Raw genomic sequence first — 18,825 nt, forward strand, 5'->3', positions numbered from 1 at the left:
AGCCGACGTCTCGTTCGATGAGATTGTGCCTCGGCGGCGCCGAGTTCTGGGAGCACCTCGAACGCGACATCCGCACGGCGCGTGACTATGTCTACGTACAGACGCTCTCGTTCGAGGGCGACGCGGCCGGGCTGGGCCTGGCGGAGGCCCTGCTGGCCTGCGCGGCGCCCCGAAAGCGCATCGTCGTGGACGCCGTGACGAAGTACCTGATCAACGACCGCTTCATCGGTCTGCCGGCGGCGCGGCGCGACGCGGTCCTCCAGCGCGAGGTCGCGGCCACCGGCGAGATGTGCGACCGGCTGGAGCGCGGCAGGGTGCCCGTGAGGTTCACCTGGCCGGTGGGCCGGCGGTTTCACCGACTCATCGCCCGCAACCACAAGAAGCTCATCGCCATCGACGACCGGATCGCCTACCTGGGCGGCATCAACTTCAGCGACCACAACTTCGCCTGGCACGACTTCATGATCCGCATCGAAAGCCCGGGGATCGCCGCGTTCCTGCGCGAGGACTTCGAGCACACGTGGCGGGGAAACGACCAGGCGGCGGCGGCCGAGATCGACGGCGATGAGATCGTGGTCGGAGACGGCCGGGGCAACGCCGGGCTGCGCGACGCCGTCTCCCGCGCACTCGACCGGGCGACGCACCGGATCGTCGTCCAGTGCCCGTACATCAGCGAGCCGTTCTGGAGCGCCCTCGGCCGAGCACACCGCCGCGGCGTGCACGTCACGGTGATGATGCCGGAGGCGCACAACCGGGCCGTGATGAAATGGGGCACGCTCGACGCCTCGCGACGCGAAGGCTTCGAGGTTCTCATGCTTCCCGGGCCCATGACGCACGCGAAGGTGATGCGGATCGACGACTCGGTCGTCCTCGGCTCGGCGAACTTCGACTACGTGAGCTTTCGCATGCAGCCGGAGGTCGTGCTCATCACAAGCGCGCCCGGTCTCGTCCGCGAGATCGGAGAGCGCATACTCGATCCCGATCTCGCACGCTGCCGCGAGCCGGCGGAGGAGCGCCGCCAGCGGTGGCGCGAGCGCCTGGGCGGCATCTCGATGCGTGTGCTGGAGTTGCTGGCCTCCTCGGTACGCGAGCGACGTCCGAGTCCAATTCCGCTCGCGACATGGCGCGACGGACTCGCAAAGCCGGGCCCGGGATAGCCGCTCCGCCCGGCAACTCGAGGGGTAACTCGAGGGGCAACCCGAGCGAACGCGAGTGTGGTTCCTGCCCGTGGTTGTTGTGTGACCTCCCTGTATGGCGTTATGCCAATTCAAAATCAGATTTTCAATTGGCATAGGCCGACACAGGGGCGCTGACTCACCCATGATCGCTCGAGATCTCGCACCGTTGCTCAGACGGGCCGCGGCGACCATGCCCGTCGTGACGCTCACGGGGCCGAGGCAAAGTGGGAAGACGACGCTTTGCCGGACGCTGTTCCCCGGGCATGCCTACCGGACGCTCGCAGGGCCGGACGCAAGGACTTTCGCGCTCAACGATCCACGCAGCTTCCTCGGCGAACTCCCGGAGGGCGCGGTCATTGACGAGATCCAACGCGCGCCGGACCTGCTGTCCTGTCTGCAGGGCATCGTTGACGACGACCCGGCGCCCGGCCGCTGGATCCTCGCCGGCTCCCAAGACCTGCTCCTCCTGGAGTCCATCGGCCAATCGCTGGCCGGACGCACCGCACTTTACGAACTGCTGCCGCTGACATGGGGAGAAATCCGACGCTTCGCCCATCCCCCCGCCAGTCTCGATGAAGCGCTCTTCACCGGGGGCTATCCGCGAATCCTCGATCAGACACTCGATCCGACTGCCTTCCTCCGCGAGTACATCGGTACGTATCTGGCACGCGACGTTCGAACGATCTTGAACGTCGGCGACCTCACGACGTTTCAGCGATTCCTTGGATCGTGCGCGCGCCGCACCGGTCAACTCCTCAACTACTCATCGCTTGCCAACGACTGCGGCATAACCCAACCGACGGCCAGGCGGTGGGTGGACGTCCTCGAGACGAGCTTCATCGTCTTTCGTCTGCCCGCGTTCCACGGCAACATCCGCAAGCGTCTCGTGAAAGCGCCGAAGCTCTACTTCTGCGACACCGGCCTGGTCTGCTGGCTCCTCGGCATCCACGAACTGCGCCAGCTTCGTTCCCATCCGCTGCGCGGCCCCATCTTCGAGACCTGGGTAGTCTCGGAAGCGTTGAAGAACCGGGCCAATCTAGCAGGCCGTGGCAAAAGCGCGCTGCGGGCCACGGAATATGACCTCGGCAAAGTGTCGGCGGACTGTTGCGCCGACGCGGCCGGGGCGTCGTCGGAGTGATATCCGGGCCTCGACGGGTCCCGGGTGGCCGAAAACGCGCGATTTCGGCCGGAAAAGGGCCGAAAAAGCGACCCGGAGGCCTCCCGTTTGAAGCGTGGACGCACGTCTGCCCTGAAGACTCCTCGGCGTGCCGTAGCCGTACCGGTGCCGCATCAGGAGCCCGAGGTTGAACCCGGTCGCGTGCACCAGCATCCGCTTGCGGATGTTCTCGTGCCCGCGCAGGTGCGTCCGGCGCATGCCGCCGGTGGTGAGCATGTGGGCGAAGGCGCGCTCCAGCTTCTCGCCCCGCGCCCTCAGCAGGCGCTTGCCACGAGCGCCTCGGATCCGGCGCCGGTTGGCGTAGGTGGGCTTCTGCGCGGCCCGGTCCCGCTTCCAGCTCCGACGACCCCGGTTCGGCTCGCTCACGTAGCTCCGCACTCCGAGCCCCGCCAGGCGCTTCATCGTCGCGTTCGAGTGGTAGCCCTTGTCGCACACCAGCTCCCGAACCTCCGCCCCCACCCGCTCCAGCTGCCCGCGCGCCTCCCCCAGCGTCTTCGGCAGCGAGGCGCAGTCGCCACCCGTCGTCGGCTGCACCGTCAGCCCGCACACCGCCCCCGAGCTCATGTCCACCGCATGCTCCAGCTTATGGCCCATGCGCGTCCGCCCGTCCTTCATCTTCGTGATCCGCGCGTCCGGGTCGTGCGGGTGCTCCCAGTCCTCGTTGCTCCCCTTCCTCGGCCGCTTCCGGTCCAGCTTCGCCAGGTCCGCCCTCGTCGGCGTCTCGATCCCCGACGCCTCCGCCAGACCCTCCAGGAACAGCTGGTATCCCTCCCCCGTGTCCCGCCGCACGATCGACCGCATCGCCGCGTTCCCCTCCAGCGTCGTCGAGTCGATCCCCAGCGTCTTGCCGCTCAACAGCCCGCTCTCCTCCAGGAGCTCCAGCACCCGGGCGAACACTGCCTCGTGCGCCTCCGCCGACAGGCGCCGCCGCGTCCGCGACACCGTCGAGTGGTCCGGCGGGTTCTCGTCCAGCTCGTAGCCAAGGAACTCCCGCAGCGACAGAGACTCCGCGCACCGCCACGCGATCCCCCGCTCAGATCCGATCCCCTCCAGATACCCCACCACAAGCATCCGGAAGTACACCCCCGGCGCCACGCTCGGACGGCCCAGCCGCTCCGCGTAGTACGCCGCGCACGTCTCCTCGCACAACCCGTCGAAGCCCGCCTCCGCCAGCATCCCGTCCAGCGCCCGGTAGAACGGGTGCCCCGGAGCCCGGATCCCCGCCGCAGCCACGAACAGCGCCTTCTGCCGCCCGCCCCTCCGCCGCCCCATCGCCATCGCCCACCTCCGACTGACTGGCCACTCCTGTCCCGGCCACAATCTAACCATCAATGCCGGCGCGGAACATCCCGACTTTTACCACGGACTGCTAGGTCTGGGACAGCGGGGCTTGACCTTCTATCGGGACCGGAACGGCGTCGAGGCGGATCTGGTGATCGAGAACGCGAGGGGACGAACCCTGCTCGAGGCGAGGGCCGCGGGTGCGCCCTCACCGGACATGTTGCGCACCGTCCGGCGCGTGCGAGACCACCTCCCGGAGCCGCCCGCCAGCGATCCCGTCGTCGTGTACGGCGGCGATGAGCGCCAGCGATGGGCCGATGGCGAACTCCTGCCGTGGCGGATGGTCCGGGCCGCGGCCCTGCGTGATGGGGCCGGCGTCGTTCAAGTACTCTCGGGAGGGCGCCTGGACGTCTCCGTCGAATGTGAGGTGGAAGTCTGCGAGGACCGACGCGCGGGGCGAGGCGATCCTCGACCTGGACGGTCGCTGACCGAGCTGCCACTGACGCTGCCACTGACATTGTTCGTGGCCGCTCCCGGCTTCGAGGCACGGCTGGAGCGCGAATGGCTCCCGGCGGAGCGGGCGATCGCCGTCGACCTCGCCCGGCTCTCGGGAGGCGGCGGTGTCATCTTCCCGCAGGGTTCCGGCGACATTCCGGGCCTGGCGGGGCGCCTGACCATCACCGGCAGCGGCTCTTCGTCCGCGTTCGTCGCGCCGTTCGACACGGCTCTCGGCGCGGCACGCATCCGGGCGGAGAATATCGTTGTCAATGGAGAGGTCACTGGAGAGGTCACTGGGGAACTGCAGCGGCCGGTGTACATTCGGCCAGACACTGAACTTCACCTGGAGGACGCCGACGGGAGCGAGCGTTGGATCCGGGTACTCGAGATCGTCGGCCGGTCGGCGCTGATCGAGTATCGCCGTGAGCCCCTGCGATGACTTCCTGGTTTCGACGGTATCTGCTGCCGGGGTTCGTCTTTCAGTCCATCATCATCGCGGGCGGGTACGGGACGGGGCGCGAACTCGTCGAGTTCTTCCTCCGCTTCGGGCCCCTCGGAGGCCTGCTCGGCATGCTGCTCCCATCGATGCTTCTGGTGAGCCTCACCTCGATGGCTTCGTTCGAGTTCGTCCGCGCCTTCGGGACGTACGACTACCGGACGTTCTTCCAGCGGCTGCTCGGGCGCGGCTGGTTCGTGTACGAAATCGGCTTCCTGTGCGCCGTCCTCCTCATCCTGGCCGTGATCGGATCGGCCGCAGGGAGTTTCCTCCTCGAGACGTTCGGCCTGCCGTACTGGGTGGGGGTCGTCGGACTCCTCCTCGCCATCGGCTTCCTCGTCTTCAAGGGGACGGGAACGATCGAGCGGTTCTTCTCGGGCTGGTCGTTCCTCCTGTATGGTGTCTACATCTTCTTCTTCGCCTGGTCGATCAGCCGTTTCGGGGGCAGCATCGGGGCCGCGCTGGCGTCGGGTGAAGTCCGCGAGGGCTGGGCGCTGTCGGGATTCCGGTACGGGGTGCTGCAGCTCTCGCTCGTGCCGGCGATGCTCTTCGCCACACGACACATCCGGCGGCGAAGGGAGGCGCTGTGGGCGGGCGCGCTCACGGGGCCGATCGCGATGATCCCCGCCATCCTCTTTTTCGTGGCGATGAGTGGGCAGTACCCGGGGATCCTGGACCGCCCCGTGCCGGCCAACCATCTACTCGAACTGCTCGGCTCAAGAGGGTTCCAGATCGCGTTTCAGGTCGTACTCTTCGGCACCCTCATCGAGTCGGGGACCGGCTTGATCCACGCCTTCAACGAACGGATCGACGGCGCGTTCGCGGCGCGGAAGGCCCACATGCCGGCGGCGGTGCGACCGGCGGTGGCCGTCGTCCTCCTGCTCCTCGCCTCCGCCCTCTCCAGATTCGGGATCATCGACCTCATCGCCACGGGCTTCGGCGCCCTGAGCTGGGCCTTCCTCTTCATCTTCGTCCTCCCCCTGCTCACGCTCGGGATGTACCAACTGCGCAAACGGCCCACGTAGGGCGGGATCGGTAGGGCGGGATCAGGTCAACCGTCCTATATTGGGAGGTTGATTTGCGTTTCGGCCCCGAGGACGGGCGATTCACATGAAGAAACTCCTGGTTGCGCTGTTCTGCATCGCGCTTTGGGGGCTGATCGCCGCCCTTCCCGCGGGGTGGTCGCGCTTCTCCCCGCCGGCGGCGCACGCGCACGGGCTCGTCCCGGACACGATCCCGCAGACGATCGTGAGCCAGGTCTGTACGAACTGTCACAACGACAGGCGGCTGCTCGGCAACCTCTCCCTCGAACGGTTCGTGGTGGAAGCGGCCCACCTCGAGGCGGAGACGGCGGAGAAGATGATCCGCAAGCTGCGGGCCGGGATGATGCCGCCGCCCGGGATCCGGCGCCCGGCGGCGGAGGACCTGCTCGAACTCGCGCTGACGCTCGAGGCGCGGGTCGACGCCGCGGCCGCCGACCGCCCGGACCCCGGCGCCCGCTCCTTCCAGCGTCTGAACCGGGTGGAGTACGAGCGCTCGATCCGCGCCCTGCTTGGACTCGAGGTCGACGCCTCCGCGTACCTCCCGAACGAGACGATCAGCGCGGGCTTCGACAACATCGCGGACGTGCAGAACCTCTCCGCGACGCTCCTCGAGGGGTACCTGACCGCGGCGGGCGAGATCAGCCGGGTGGCGCTCGGCGACCTCTCCCTGACGCCGAGCGAGACCGAGTACGAGGTGTCGCGCTACGCCGAGCAGCGGCAGCACGTCCCGGGGACGCCGATCGGCACGCGGGGCGGGATCGCGGTCGTGCACAACTTCGTGGCGGACGGCGAGTACATCTTCCGCCTCGCCTTCCAGCACGAGTCCACCGGGAACTTCTTCGGGCAGACGACGCCGTTCGATGAGCAGGTCGAACTCTCGATCGACGGCGAGCGCATGGCCCTGATCGACATCGACCGCTGGATGCACCGCCAGGACCCGAACGGGGTTCAGGTCGAGACGGAGCCGATCCACGTGACGGCGGGCCCGCACCGGGTGGCGGCCGCCTTCATTAAGCGCTTCGACGGGCCGATCGAAGACCTCGTGTCGCCGCACGAATGGAGCCTCGCGGACAAGAAGATCGGCTACTCGCACGGGATCACGGTCGTCGCCCACCTGCGCGACCTCACGGTGCGCGGCCCGTTCGGCGTCACCGGGATCTCCGACACCCCGACCCGCGCCCGGATCCTCACCTGCCGGCCCGAAGCGGGCGACCCCGAGGCGGAAGCGCGCTGCGCCCGCGAGATCGTGGAGAGGCTCGCGCGCCAGGCGTACCGCAGGCCCGTCGGCGCCGGTGACATCGATCCGCTCATGGCTCTGTACGAAGCGGGGACCGGCGACGGGGGCTTCGAGGTCGGGGTGCGCACGGCGCTCCAGGGCATCCTCGCCAGCCCGGACTTCATCTTCCGCTTCGAGGAACCGCCCGCGGGAAAGCCGGGGGACGCGGCCGACGGTCTGTACCGGATCGCGCCGATCGACCTCGCCTCGCGACTCTCGTTCTTCCTGTGGGGGATGCCGCCCGACGACGGGCTGGTCGAGGCCGCGCGGACGGGCGGGCTGTCCGACGAGGCGGGGGTCGAGACGCAGGTGCGGCGGATGCTCGCGCACCCGGACGCCGAGGGGCTGGCGTCGCGCTTCGCCGCGCAGTGGCTGCGCCTCCAGGACCTCGACAACGTGCACCCGGACGCGCTGCGCTTCCCCGACTTCTACGAGCAGCTCGCCGACGACATGCGGCGCGAGACGGAACTGCTGTTCGAGCACCTCGTGCGCGAGGACCGCAGCCTGTTCGAGCTCCTGACGGCGGACTACACGTTCGTGAACGAGCGGCTCGCGCGGCACTACGGGATTCCCGGGGTGGCCGGGACGCACTTCCGGAAGGTCGCCTATCCCGGTGAGAGCCGCCGCGGCGTGCTGGGGCACGGGAGCATCCTGACCTCGACCTCGCACGCGAACCGCACCTCGCCCGTGCTGCGCGGCAAGTGGGTCATGGAGGTGCTGCTCGGAACGCCGCCGCCCCCGCCGCCGCCGGACGTGCCGGATCTCGAGGCGATCGAGGAGGCGGAGGAGGGCCGCTTCCTGACGGTGCGCGAGCGGCTCGAGATGCACCGCGCGAGTCCGGCCTGCCGGTCGTGCCACCGCGTCATCGATCCGCTCGGGCTCGCGCTCGAGAACTTCGACGTGACGGGCGCCCACCGGATCAACGACAGCGGGCGCGCCATCGATCCCAGCGGCGAACTGTACGACGGGACGCCGCTGTCGAGCCCCGCGGATCTGCGGACCGCCCTCCTCTCCCGGCGCGAGTCGCTGGCGAGAACGTTCACCGAGAATCTCATGGCCTACGCCCTCGGCCGCAGAGTCGAGTACTTCGACATGCCGACCATACGTCAGATCACGCGGCGCGCGGAGGCCGACGGCTATCGCATGTCCGCCTTCATCCTCGGCGTGGCGCAGAGCCCGGCGTTCCTCATGAGCCGGAGCGGGGCCGTCGTCGAGCAGGGGATCGAACAACCGGACCCCGGCAACGGGAACTAGGGGAGTCGATGGACATCATCACAGGCAAGTATATCCCGCGCCGGACCTTCCTTCGGGGAGTGGGCGCCACCATGGCGCTCCCGATGCTGGACGCGATGGTCCCCGCCGGACGGCTCCGGGCCTCGATCCGCCCCAACGATCCGACGCGGCTCATCTGCATCGAGATGGTGCACGGGGCCGCCGGTTCGACCGCGTACGGCGCGTCGCACGGCTACTGGTCACCGCTCGAGACGGGGCGCGACTTCGACCTGAGCACGGGGGCGCTCGCCTCCCTCGAACCGTTCCGCGACCGGCTCACGATCATCAGCGACACCGACGTGGCGTCGGCGGAAGCGACGATCCCGAAGGAGATCGGCGGCGACCACTTCCGGTCCAGCGCGACGTTCCTGACCCAGTCGCACCCGCGGCAGACGGAGGGCTCCGACATCTTCGCCGGGACGTCGCTGGACCAGATCTACGCGCAGCGGTTCGGGCAGGACACGCCGATCCCCTCCATGCAGCTCTGCATCGAAAACGTCGACCAGTCGGGCGGCTGCGCCTACGGGTACGCCTGCGTGTACACCGACACGATCAGCTGGAAGTCGCCCACGGAGCCGCTCCCCATGATCCGCGACCCGAGGATCGCCTTCGACCAGTTGTTCGGGGCCGGGGGGAGCGCGGAGGAGCGGGCCGCGCGACGGAGGGCGAACCGCAGCGTGCTCGACTTCATCGCCGGCCGCATCGGCGAACTGCGCCGGGAACTCGGCCCGAACGACGTCAACCGGCTGGACCGCTACCTCGAGAACGTGCGCGAGATCGAGCGCCGCATCCAGCGCGTGGAGGCGCAGAACCGGAGCGGTGAGGAGCGGACGCTGCCCGAGGCGCCGGCCGGCGTGCCCGACTCGTACGTCGATCACGTGCAGCTCATGTTCGACCTCCAGGCGCTCGCCTTCGAGTCCGACGTGACGCGCGTGTTCTCGTTCAAGCTGGGGCGTGACTCGTCGGCCCGGGTCTTCCCCGAGAGCGGCGTCGACAAGCCGTTTCACCCGGCCTCCCACCACGGGGCCGACGAGGGGAACATCGACGACTTCGCGCAGATCAACCGATTCCACGTGTCGATGGTCCCGTACCTGCTCGAGCGGCTGCGGAACACGATGGACGGGGAGACGGACCTGCTCGAGAAGACGATGGTCATCTACGGCTCGCCGATGGGCGACCCGAACGTACACAACCACAAGCGCTGCCCCCTGTTCGTGGCGGGCGGGGCGAACGGGAAGCTGGACGGAGGCATGCACGTGCGGGCCGCGCCCGGTACGCCGATGGCGAACGCGATGCTCTCGCTCATGCACGCGCTCGGGGTGGAGGACGCCGACCACTTCGGGGACAGCACGGGGGCGCTGTCGCTCTTGGCTCCCGGCACGAGCGCGGCCGGCTCGTGAGGCGGGGCGAGCGGATGCGGCGTAGCGCGGCGGTGCGGCTGGCAGCGGTCGGGCTCCTCGCGGCGCTCCTGGCTGCGGGACATGCGCCGGACTCACCGGTCGCGGACGCCGCGATGCTCGGCGACGTGGCCCGCGTGGAGGCGCTGCTCGCCGATGGCGCGGACGTGAGCGCGCCGCAGGGCGACGGGATGACGGCGCTCCACTGGGCCGCGCGCGCCTCGGACGTCCCGCTCGCCCGCCTGCTGCTCGGCGCGGGCGCGGATGTGGCCGCGACGACGCGCATCGGGGCCTACACGGCGCTCCACCTTGCGAGCGAAGTCGGGAGTGCCGAGGTCGTCGGCCTGCTGCTCGCCGGCGGCGCGCGCCAGACCGCGACGACCGAGGATGTCGGGGGCGCGACCCCGCTGCACCTGGCGGCCGGGGCCGGCGCGGAGGAGGCCGTCCGGCTCCTGCTCGAAGGCGGCGGAGAGGCCGACGCCCGCGAACGGCGCTGGGGCCAGACCCCGCTCATGTACGCCGCTGCCCGCGGCCGCGAGGAGGCCGTGCGGGCGCTGCTCGAGGGCGGCGCGGACCCGGGCCTCGCCACCTGGGTGACGGACATCACCGCCCTGGCAGAGTGGTCGCAGGCGGACCGGCGCGCCCGCAGCGCGCGCATGCGCGGGCAGGAGGCACCCGAGGTGCCGCCCCGCCCCGCCCCCTCCGACCGGCCGCTGGCGGCGGGGCGTGACGCCCCGGGCGCACGCCCCGAGGCAGACGCGGCGGACGAGACGGAGAACGACTACGAGCGCCCGATCGAGGAGCCCGAGCCCCTCGGCTACGGCGACCTGATCGGTGGTCACGGCGGGATGACCGCGCTCCTACACGCCGCACGCGAGGGCCACGCCGGCACCGTCCGCGCGCTGCTCGAGGGCGGAGCGGACATCAACGAGGCGAGCGGCGGCGACCACACGAGCCCCATGCTCATCGCGATGATCAACGGCCACTTCGACCTCGCGATGGAGATGTTCGAGGCTGGCGCCGACCCCGAACTCGCCTCCGCCGCCGGCACGACGCCGCTGTTCGCGGCCCTCAACGCCCAATGGGCGCCGAAGTCTCGCTATCCGCAGCAGCACGCCTACGGACAGCAGCGACACGGCTATCTCGACGTCATGCGGCGCCTGCTCGACGCGGGCGTCGACCCCGACGCGCGCCTCGAGAAGCACCTGTGGTGGGTCTCCTACAACTTCGACCTCCTCCAGATCGACCTGAAGGGCGCGACCGCCTTCTGGCGCGCCGCCTACGCCCTCGACGTGGAGGCCATGAAGCTCCTCGTCGAGTACGGGGCGGACCCCAACCTCGCCACGATCAGGGTGCCGCCCCGCGCCCCCCCGGTCTGGGATCGCGAGAAGCAAGATCTGTCCGGCGTGCCGCCCGTGCCCGTTGGCGGGCCGGCGGACTCTCCCATCCACGCCGCGACCGGAATCGGCTACGGCCAGGGCTTTCCCAGCAACGCGCACCGGTACGTCCCGGACGGCTGGATGCCCGCCGTGCGCTATCTCGTCGAGGAACTGGGCGCGGACGTGAACCAGCGGGATGAGGAGGGCTACACGCCGCTCCACAACGCGGCCTCTCGCGGCGATCTGGAGGTGATTCGGTTCCTCGTCGAACACGGCGCGGACGTCACCGCCGTGAGCCGGGTCGGCCAGACGACCGCCGACATGGCGAACGGCCCCTACCAGCGCACCCAGCCCTTCCCGGAGGCGGTGGCCCTGCTCGAGAGCCTCGGCTCGAAGAACAACCACAACTGCGTGTCCTGCTGAGCCCCCTCGCCCCCCGGCGCCCGGCGACCTGACGCGGGCGGCCAGATCCTCACGCGCGCATGATCACCGTCTCGGGGCTCGGGAAGGCGTTCGGGGGCCAGGTCCTCTTCCGCGACGCGACCTTTCTGCTCAACCCCGGCGAATGCTACGGGCTCGTGGGCGCGAACGGCTCCGGCAAGACGACGCTGCTCAACATCCTCGGCAGCACCGAAGACCCCACGGAGGGCGCCGTCAGCGTGCCGAAGCGACTCCGGCTCGGCATCCTCCGTCAGGACCACTTCCTGTACGAGGACGAGCCGATCCTCGGCGTCGCCGTCATGGGCAATCCGGAACTCTGGCGTGCGATGGTCGAGCGAGAGGCTCTGATCGCGAAGGAAGACGGAGCGTTCGACGCCGACCGGTTCTCGGAACTCGAGGAGACCTTCCAGCGACACGACGGCTACACCGCGGAGGCTCACGCCGGCCAGATCCTCGAGGGCCTCGGATTTCCCGACGAGATCCACCGCCGGCCACTCTCGACTCTCTCCGGTGGCTTCAAGCTCCGGGTGCTGCTGGCCCAGGTCCTCGCCGGCGCGCCCGACGTCCTCCTCCTCGACGAGCCCACGAACCACCTCGACATCCTGTCGATCCGCTGGCTCGAGAAGTTCCTGCGCGAGTTCAATGGGGCCATCGTCATCATCTCCCACGACCACCGGTTCCTGGACAATGTCGCGACGCATATTCTCGACATCGACTATGAGACGGTCACCGTCTATCCCGGAAATTACGACGACTATCTGATTCGAAAGAGAGGGGATCGGGAACGGCGCGAAAAGGAACTCGCGAAGCGGGAGCGGGAGATCGCCCACCACCGCGAGTTCGTGGACCGTTTCCGGGCCAAGGCGAGTAAGGCGCGGCAGGCGCAGAGCAAACTTCGGCTGATCGAGAAGAAGGCGGGGACGCTGCAACCGCTCCCGGTCAGCTCGCGCCGCTATCCGGGGTTCCGCTTCGAGTCCCGGCGTCCGAGCGGGCGCACCGTTCTAGAGGTGGAGGGGGTGAAGAAGGCGTTCGGCGACAATGAAGTGCTGCACGGGGTCGACCTCACGCTCGATCGCGGCGACCGCCTCGCCATCATGGGGCCGAACGGGATCGGCAAGTCCACCCTGCTCAAGATCATCATGGGCGAACTCGCATCCGACGCGGGCCGGGTGGCGTGGGGCTACGAGACCTGGCCGGGCTACTTCGCGCAGGACCAGGAGGCCCGCTTCGAGTCACCGGGTCAGACGGCGGAGGACTGGATCGCCGGTTTCTGCGGGGGGCGGACCCTCGGTTTCGTGCGCGGGGAGATGGGGCGCGTCCTCTTCTCCGGCGACGACGCGAAGAAGCGGCTCGGCCAGCTGTCTGGGGGAGAGGCGGCGCGGCTCGTCTTCTGCCGCATGGCGATCGAGCGGCCCAACGTGCTCGTCCTCGACGAGCCCACCAACCACTTGGACCTCGAGTCGATCGAGGCGCTGGTCAAGGCGCTCCGGGCGTTCGACGGGACGATCATCCTCGTCTCGCACGACCGCTGGTTCGTCTCGCGGCTCGCGACGCGGATCGTGGAGATATCCGAGGAGGGGATCCGCGACTTCCGCGGCAGCTACGAGGAGTACGTCCACTACTGCGGGGACGACCACCTGGATGTGGACACGGTCGTGCTCAGGGCGCGGAGGGAAAAGCGGGTTGCCCGGGCGTCGAGGGCGGAAACTGGCGGCGCCAGCGACCCGCGGGGCGACGCCCCGGGCGCGTCCGCGGGGCGGCGCAACGCCGGCGCGGCCACTCCCACGGGGAACCGGAACCGCTACCGAGGCGGGGGTCTCCGCACGAAGCGTAACAGGATCACCGCCAGCATCGGAGCCGCCGAGACCCGGATCGCCGAGATCGACGCGATCTTCGCCGACCCCGCCTTCTACGACCGCACCGCTCCGGAGGGTGTTCGCCGACTCGAGGCCGAGCGCACGGCCCGACAGGCGGAACTCGACCAACTGCTCAAGGATTGGGAAGACATCGAGACCGAACTCGCCCGCCTGAACTGACGGCGCTCGGCGCGTCCCACTCAGGCTTTCCGCGCCGCCACCACCGATCGATCTGACCGGCGCGTGGGCCGCATTCGTTCACCGCTCCAGGGGCCACAACTGCACTGACTCCACCTCGAGTTCATTCCCGCTGTGACCCAGGAGGTAGTCACTGCCGATCTCGTAGATCTTCAGGTCCTCCGGCGTCTCCACGAATCCGAGCACGCGTCCCTCCGGATCGAAAACGGTCCATGGAACACCGGGCCGGTCGTCCGCGGGGGACTCGAATTCCCTCACCCAGAGATGGTCCAGGGCGTCGGCCATCACGGAGTCGAGAGCCGGCAGGTGCTCGGCCACCGGCGCGGCGCGGTACCCACGACGAACATCCGCCTGATACCGTTCGATCTCCTCCGGAGACCACTCCAGGGGAACCAGGGAGACCTGCTCCTCGATCCGGGCCTCGATATCCGATCTTTCGGGGGGTCGGGGCACGTGCTGGCGCCGCACGATCCGCGCCAGCGACCCGTCCGCCCGGAACGCCCTGAGCTGGTAGCGGTCCGTGCGGCCGATGACGACCAGATCGCCCCAGGGAACATGGACGAGTCTGCGACCGAAAATCTGCTCCCACAGGTCGAACCGATAGGCTCCCGGAGGCGTGAGGTGGTATTCCGGGCCCGGGTGAGTACCGAGTCGGGCCTTGAGATCGCCTTCGCCATCCCTCAGGTGCACGACGATCGTGTCGGCGTCCCGCCAGCGCCATGTGGCAAGGACGGATCCGGCCCTCGTGGCCGACTCCGGCCGCGGGGCGAGCCATATCGGATCCTCGTCGTTGCCGCCGAGTCGAAACGTGCGACCGTAGTTCCCGTCCGAATCGAAGACCGAGATGCCTCCGGTCCGGGTCCACCAGGCGGCGATCGAGTCGCCCGGCCACGGTTCGACACGGCTCAGGCTGGTGAACTCGCCGGGCCCCTCCCCCTCCCCTGCCCAGTTCTCCAAGTGTGTCCCCGACGCGTCGAAGACGCGCAGCTCGTTCGTGCCTCGGTTGGCGACCACGATCCGGCCGTCGGACAGCCGCGTGGCGTCAAGGGCTCCGTAAAGCATGTACGCCTCTTCGCCCTCGAGGACACCGATCGAAACCAGCGGCTCCGGGCCGATACGCCACGCCAGGCGGGATCCCTCGGGCGGACGGGGATTCTCGACGATCCGGATTCCGGCGCTGTCTCGTATCTCAGCCCTGGGGGCCGGCACCCTTGTCCGCTCCTGTACGCAGGCGGCGGAGGTCAGGGCCACGAGGGCGATGGAGGCGCAGCGGTTCACGAGTCGGCCCCTTCTTCGTTGAAATGGACGGCGTGCCATCACGCTAGGGTATGATCGTGAAGACGGGGAGCGGGGGGGCCTCCCGGCGCGCGTGCCAAGCCACCACGACCTCATCGCCGATCGCGACGCCCTTTGCGATCGGCGCGCCGGCCGCGTCGACGATGCGCGTGAGCAGGACCGGACCTTCCTCGAGCCGGACCAGGGCCACGTAGTAGGGAGGCTCCAATTCCGGTGTCATCTTCAGGTGGTTCGTGGTCAGCGAGTAGATCTCACCGCGGCCGCTCGCCTCGACCCACTCGACCTCGTCCTGGCAGGCGAGGCAGAAGGGGCGCGGATAGAACTGGTGCACGCCGCACGCCGTGCAGCGCTGCACGAGCAGCCGTCCCTCGGCCGCACCCGCCCAGAACGGCCGGCTGAGCGCGTCCCCGTAGCCCATCTCGTCCGGGGCCGAGCCGGAGCCGCCCGGGGCGGAGGCGCTCATTCGCGCCCCAGGACCACGGTGGAGCGGACGGAGAGGCCGCCCATGCCGTGACAGACGCCGATCCGGGGGTCGGGGAGCTGGCGCTCGCCGCACTCCCCGCGCAGTTGGCGCACGGCCTCGATCAGCAGCAGGAGGCCGAGCGCGCCCGGGTGGCAGTAGGAGAGCCCGCCTCCCGATGTCATGGCCGGGATCGATCCCCCGGGGCGGAGGGCGCCGCCCTCGATCAACGGTCCCCCCTCCCCCGGGGCGCACAATCCGAGTTCCTCGAGGTGGGTGATCACGTTGATCGTGAATGCGTCGTACACCTCGAAGAAATCCGCCTCTCCCGCCGCGAGGCCGGCCATCCCGAACGCCTCGGAGACGGCGAGATACCCCGCCGAGCGCGTGAGGCTGGGGGCCTCGGACACATGCCAGAAGGCGTGGCTCTCCCCAGCGCCGAGCACCCGCACGGGGGTCTTCGCCGCGTCCCGGGCGCGGTCCCGGTGCGTGACGACGATCGCCCCGCCTCCATCCGTGACGAGACAGCAGTCGTGCCGGTGCAGCGGCTCGGAGATCGGGCGCGAGCCCAGCACCTCCCCCGGCGTGAGCGGCGTCCGGCGCCAGGACTTCGGGTTCAGTTCCGCCCACAGGCTCGCCGCCACGGCCACCTCGGCCAGTTGCTCGCGCGTCGTCCCGTACTCGTACATGTGCCGCGCCGCGACGAGCGCGAAGGGCCCGATCGGCATGAGCATCCCGTACGGCGCCTGGAACTGGTCCGTGAGGTGGTACGGGTCCGGCGCGTACGCCCCGCTCCCCGAACTCGATATCGACAGCCGGCGCGCGCGCTTCGAGCGCTGGCGCGACGCGTACGCGATGAGGGCGACCTCGCAGCGCCCGGCGGCGACGGCCAGCATGGCGTGGTGCACGAACGCCTCGAACGCCGCCCCGCCGAGGTCCGACGAGTCCGCGTAGCGGGGCTGGATCCCGAGGTACTCGCCGACCTGCACGCTCCCCTGCTCTCCCATGTAGTTCACGAAGAGGCCATCCACGTCCGCCAGCTTCAGCCCCGCCTCCGCCAGCGCCTCGCGGGCCGCGAGCGCGACCATCGACATCTCCGTCTGGTCGAACACCTCGCCCAGCGCCGTCTCCGCGACGCCCGCGATGTAGACCGGCCGGGAGGAGAGCGGCGAACGGGTACCGGCACTCGTACCGGCACTCAAATCGGCCACACCACGGGCAGGTAGAAGACGACGAGGAGGAGAAGGAGGAGGAAGAGGGGCGCCCCCACGCGCGTGTAATCCGTGACCTTGTACCCGCCGACGCCCATCACGAGAAGGTTCACGGGGTGGCCGAAGGGACTCAGGAACGCGCACGACGACCCCACGGCCACGACCATGAACAGCGCCCGGGCGGAGAGGTCGAGTTCGGTCGCGGTGCTGAGCGCGATCGGGGCCACGAGCACGGCCACCGCCGAGGTGGGCACGAACTGGGCCGCGAGCGCGCAGAGAAGGAAGAGGGTCGCGATCAGCACCCGGGGACCCGCCTCCGCCGCCCTCCCGACCACCTCGCGCGCGATCAGTTCAGCGGTGCCGGACTCCTCCATCGCCAGACCCAGGGCCAGCATCCCGCCCAGGAGCACGACGACGCGCCACTCGATGAGCGGGTACACCTCGTTCCCCTTGAGGCACCCGCTGAACACCATGAGCAGCGCCCCCAGGAGCGCGGCGATGTAGACCGGCAGGAGGTTCAGCGAGGCCGCGAGGATGACGCCGACCATGATCGCGCTCGCGAGCGGCGCCCGGCCCACCCGGAATACCTCTCGGAGTTCGGCCGTGAGCACCAGGAAACGCGGGTCGCGCGCCAGCAGTTGGATCTTCTTCCGTTGGCCGTACACGAGGAGAGCGTCGCCGAACTGGAGCCGCGTCCCGCCGAGGCGGATGTTGGAGTGGATCGTTCGGCCGCCGCGCCAGATGGCAAGCAGCGTCAGGCCGTACGACTCCCGGAAGAAGATCTCGCCCAGAGTCTTCCCAACGATGTTCGAACTGGGGGCGAGCGTGACCTCGCCGAATCCGACCCGTTCGGACTCGAGTTCCCTCAGCGAGGGCCGGGCGTCGGCCGCCTCCAGCGCCTGGAGCGCTCCGAGCACCGCGTAGGACTCCGGATTCCCCTCGACGATCAGTCCGTCGCCCGATCTCAGGACATCGGAGGCCTGGGGCAGGAAGATGTTCCCGTTTCCGGATCCTCCTTCGCGCTGGATCTCGAGGACGGTGAGGTCGAAGGCGTGGCTGAGACGAGACTCCGCGAGCGTCTGGCCGTGGAGAGCCGATCCTTCCGGGATCTGGAGTCGCATCAGCCAGCGATGGAGGTCGTACTCGCGCGTGGCCGTCCCGATGTCGGTCCAGCCGAGCGAAGAGAACTCGTCCGCGTAGCGCAACTGCTGCAGCCGGTCTTCCCGTCCGAGGAGGAGGAGGGTGTCGCCCGCCTCCAGACGAGTCTCCTGGAAGGACGCGCTCCGGATTTCATCCCCTCGCCGGAGAGCCACGATGTGGGCCTGGAAGCGGTTGCGGAAATCCAGGCTCCGCACGGTGCTCCCGATGAGGCTGGAGTTGGGCGCGATCTCGATCTTCGCAAGCGCCGTGGCGTCCTCCACCAGCCGCCACAAGGTGTCCTCCGACTCTTCGTGGTTCGCGAGGTGGCCCCAGGCGCGCAGACCGTCGACGGCATCCGGGCGACCTTCGAAGATGAGGATGTCACGGCTCGCGAGGAGGAACTCGGGCTCCGGCGCGCGCAGCAGTTGTCCGTTCCGGCGGACGGCGAGCAGGTCTATCCCCAGCGCCCGGCCCAGGCGGGCCTGTACCAGCGACCTTCCGTCGAGCGCCGAGCCGCGCGGGATCCGCAGGCAGAAGAGTGTCTCGCCGAGGTCGTAGCGACCGCGCAGGTCGACGTCGCCCGCGGCCTCGTCGCCATCGGTGGGCCGGTCCGGGAGGAGATGCCGTCCGGCGAGGATCATGTACAGCACGCCCAGAACCAGAGCGGCCGCACCGACGGGGGTGAACGAGAAGAGGCCGAACGAACCCTGTCCCGAGCGCTCGAGGACGGTCGAGAGGAGGATGTTGGGTCCGGTCCCGATGAGCGTCGTCATCCCGCCGAGGAGGGCGGCGAAGGAGAGCGGGATGAGGAGCCGCGAGGGCCGCATCCCGAGGCGGCGGGCGATGTCCAGCACCACCGGGAGGAGAAGCGCGGTGGCGGCGATGTTGTTCATGAGGCCGGACATGAGCCCGGCGGTGAGCATCATGAGCCCGGTCACGCGCACCGGCGAGTCTCCGGCGAGGCGCATCACCTGGGCCCCGACGAGGTTCGCGACCCCCGTCCGGTACAGGCCTCCGCTCAGCACGAGCACCGCCGCGATCGTCACCACCGCCGGATTCGCGAACCCCTCGATGGCGCGGGACATGGGGATCACGCCGCTGATCGCGAGCGCGAGGAGGACGATGAGCGCCACGCCGTCGTAGCGGACCCACTCGGTCACGAAGAGGACCACAGCCACCGCGATGATCGCGAGGACGATGATGACGTCGGCGTTCAACATGTCTCG

The 18,825-nt window shown here is 69.4% G+C and carries 13 protein-coding genes; 8 read left to right on the plus strand and 5 right to left on the minus strand.

The window, feature by feature from the left end; translation table 11 throughout:
* The first annotated feature begins 17 nt into the window (after window positions 1-17).
* Together ACOOHF_RS16820 and ACOOHF_RS16825 are read left to right on the plus strand one after the other, a co-directional pair.
* Entirely contained in the window at window positions 18-1,157 is a 1,140-nt protein-coding gene (locus tag ACOOHF_RS16820; RefSeq protein WP_420462580.1) for a phospholipase D-like domain-containing protein, read from the plus strand.
* Between the two features lie 163 nt (window positions 1,158-1,320).
* Window positions 1,321-2,316, plus strand: a complete 996-nt coding sequence (locus ACOOHF_RS16825) for an ATP-binding protein (RefSeq protein ID WP_420462581.1) — start codon at window positions 1,321-1,323, stop codon at window positions 2,314-2,316.
* On the opposite strand, the gene ACOOHF_RS16830 is transcribed toward ACOOHF_RS16825, so the two are convergent.
* Window positions 2,215-3,633 carry a transposase gene (locus ACOOHF_RS16830; protein WP_420462397.1) on the minus strand — a complete coding sequence of 473 codons (1,419 nt, stop codon included), beginning with the start codon at window positions 3,631-3,633 and terminating at the stop codon, window positions 2,215-2,217. The genes ACOOHF_RS16825 and ACOOHF_RS16830 overlap by 102 nt on opposite strands.
* A gap of 112 nt (window positions 3,634-3,745) precedes the next feature.
* On the opposite strand from ACOOHF_RS16830, the gene ACOOHF_RS16835 reads away from it, so the two are divergent.
* The 6 genes from ACOOHF_RS16835 (at window position 3,746) to ACOOHF_RS16860 (ending at window position 13,474) form a co-directional block, all read left to right on the plus strand.
* On the plus strand, window positions 3,746-4,573 hold the full coding sequence (locus ACOOHF_RS16835) for a hypothetical protein (RefSeq protein ID WP_420462582.1): 828 nt from the start codon (window positions 3,746-3,748) through the stop codon (window positions 4,571-4,573).
* Window positions 4,570-5,655 carry a hypothetical protein gene (locus ACOOHF_RS16840; RefSeq protein ID WP_420462583.1) on the plus strand — a complete coding sequence of 362 codons (1,086 nt, stop codon included), beginning with the start codon at window positions 4,570-4,572 and terminating at the stop codon, window positions 5,653-5,655. Before ACOOHF_RS16835 ends, ACOOHF_RS16840 begins: the two co-directional genes overlap by 4 nt.
* Window positions 5,656-5,740: 85 nt before the next feature.
* Window positions 5,741-8,203, plus strand: coding sequence for a DUF1592 domain-containing protein (locus ACOOHF_RS16845; RefSeq protein ID WP_420462584.1), 2,463 nt, complete (start codon window positions 5,741-5,743; stop codon window positions 8,201-8,203).
* 8 nt (window positions 8,204-8,211) lie between these two features.
* A complete protein-coding gene (locus ACOOHF_RS16850) occupies window positions 8,212-9,621 on the plus strand; it encodes a DUF1552 domain-containing protein (RefSeq protein ID WP_420462585.1) in 1,410 nt (469 codons plus the stop codon).
* A 14-nt stretch (window positions 9,622-9,635) separates the two neighbouring features.
* Window positions 9,636-11,420 carry an ankyrin repeat domain-containing protein gene (locus tag ACOOHF_RS16855; RefSeq protein WP_420462586.1) on the plus strand — a complete coding sequence of 595 codons (1,785 nt, stop codon included), beginning with the start codon at window positions 9,636-9,638 and terminating at the stop codon, window positions 11,418-11,420.
* A 59-nt stretch (window positions 11,421-11,479) separates the two neighbouring features.
* Window positions 11,480-13,474 (plus strand): ABC-F family ATP-binding cassette domain-containing protein, encoded by a 1,995-nt coding sequence (locus tag ACOOHF_RS16860; RefSeq protein WP_420462587.1) that lies wholly within the window; start codon window positions 11,480-11,482, stop codon window positions 13,472-13,474.
* A 78-nt stretch (window positions 13,475-13,552) separates the two neighbouring features.
* Here ACOOHF_RS16860 and ACOOHF_RS16865 read toward each other — a convergent pair whose 3' ends face one another.
* From ACOOHF_RS16865 to ACOOHF_RS16880, 4 genes are read right to left on the minus strand one after another with little or no spacing between them, the layout of a single operon-like run.
* On the minus strand, window positions 13,553-14,770 hold the full coding sequence (locus ACOOHF_RS16865; protein WP_420462588.1) for a hypothetical protein: 1,218 nt from the start codon (window positions 14,768-14,770) through the stop codon (window positions 13,553-13,555).
* Window positions 14,771-14,813: 43 nt separating this feature from the next.
* Window positions 14,814-15,251 (minus strand): Zn-ribbon domain-containing OB-fold protein, encoded by a 438-nt coding sequence (locus ACOOHF_RS16870; protein ID WP_420462589.1) that lies wholly within the window; start codon window positions 15,249-15,251, stop codon window positions 14,814-14,816.
* On the minus strand, window positions 15,248-16,450 hold the full coding sequence (locus tag ACOOHF_RS16875; protein WP_419933602.1) for an acetyl-CoA acetyltransferase: 1,203 nt from the start codon (window positions 16,448-16,450) through the stop codon (window positions 15,248-15,250). The genes ACOOHF_RS16870 and ACOOHF_RS16875 overlap by 4 nt, the downstream gene beginning before the upstream one ends.
* Window positions 16,447-18,816: an SLC13 family permease gene (locus ACOOHF_RS16880; RefSeq protein ID WP_420462590.1), complete on the minus strand. Its 2,370-nt coding sequence runs from the start codon at window positions 18,814-18,816 to the stop codon at window positions 16,447-16,449. Before ACOOHF_RS16880 ends, ACOOHF_RS16875 begins: the two co-directional genes overlap by 4 nt.
* Window positions 18,817-18,825 lie beyond the last annotated feature (9 nt).

It is taken from the genome of Candidatus Palauibacter sp., from assembly GCF_965216145.1.
GTDB lineage: Bacteria > Gemmatimonadota > Gemmatimonadetes > Palauibacterales > Palauibacteraceae > Palauibacter.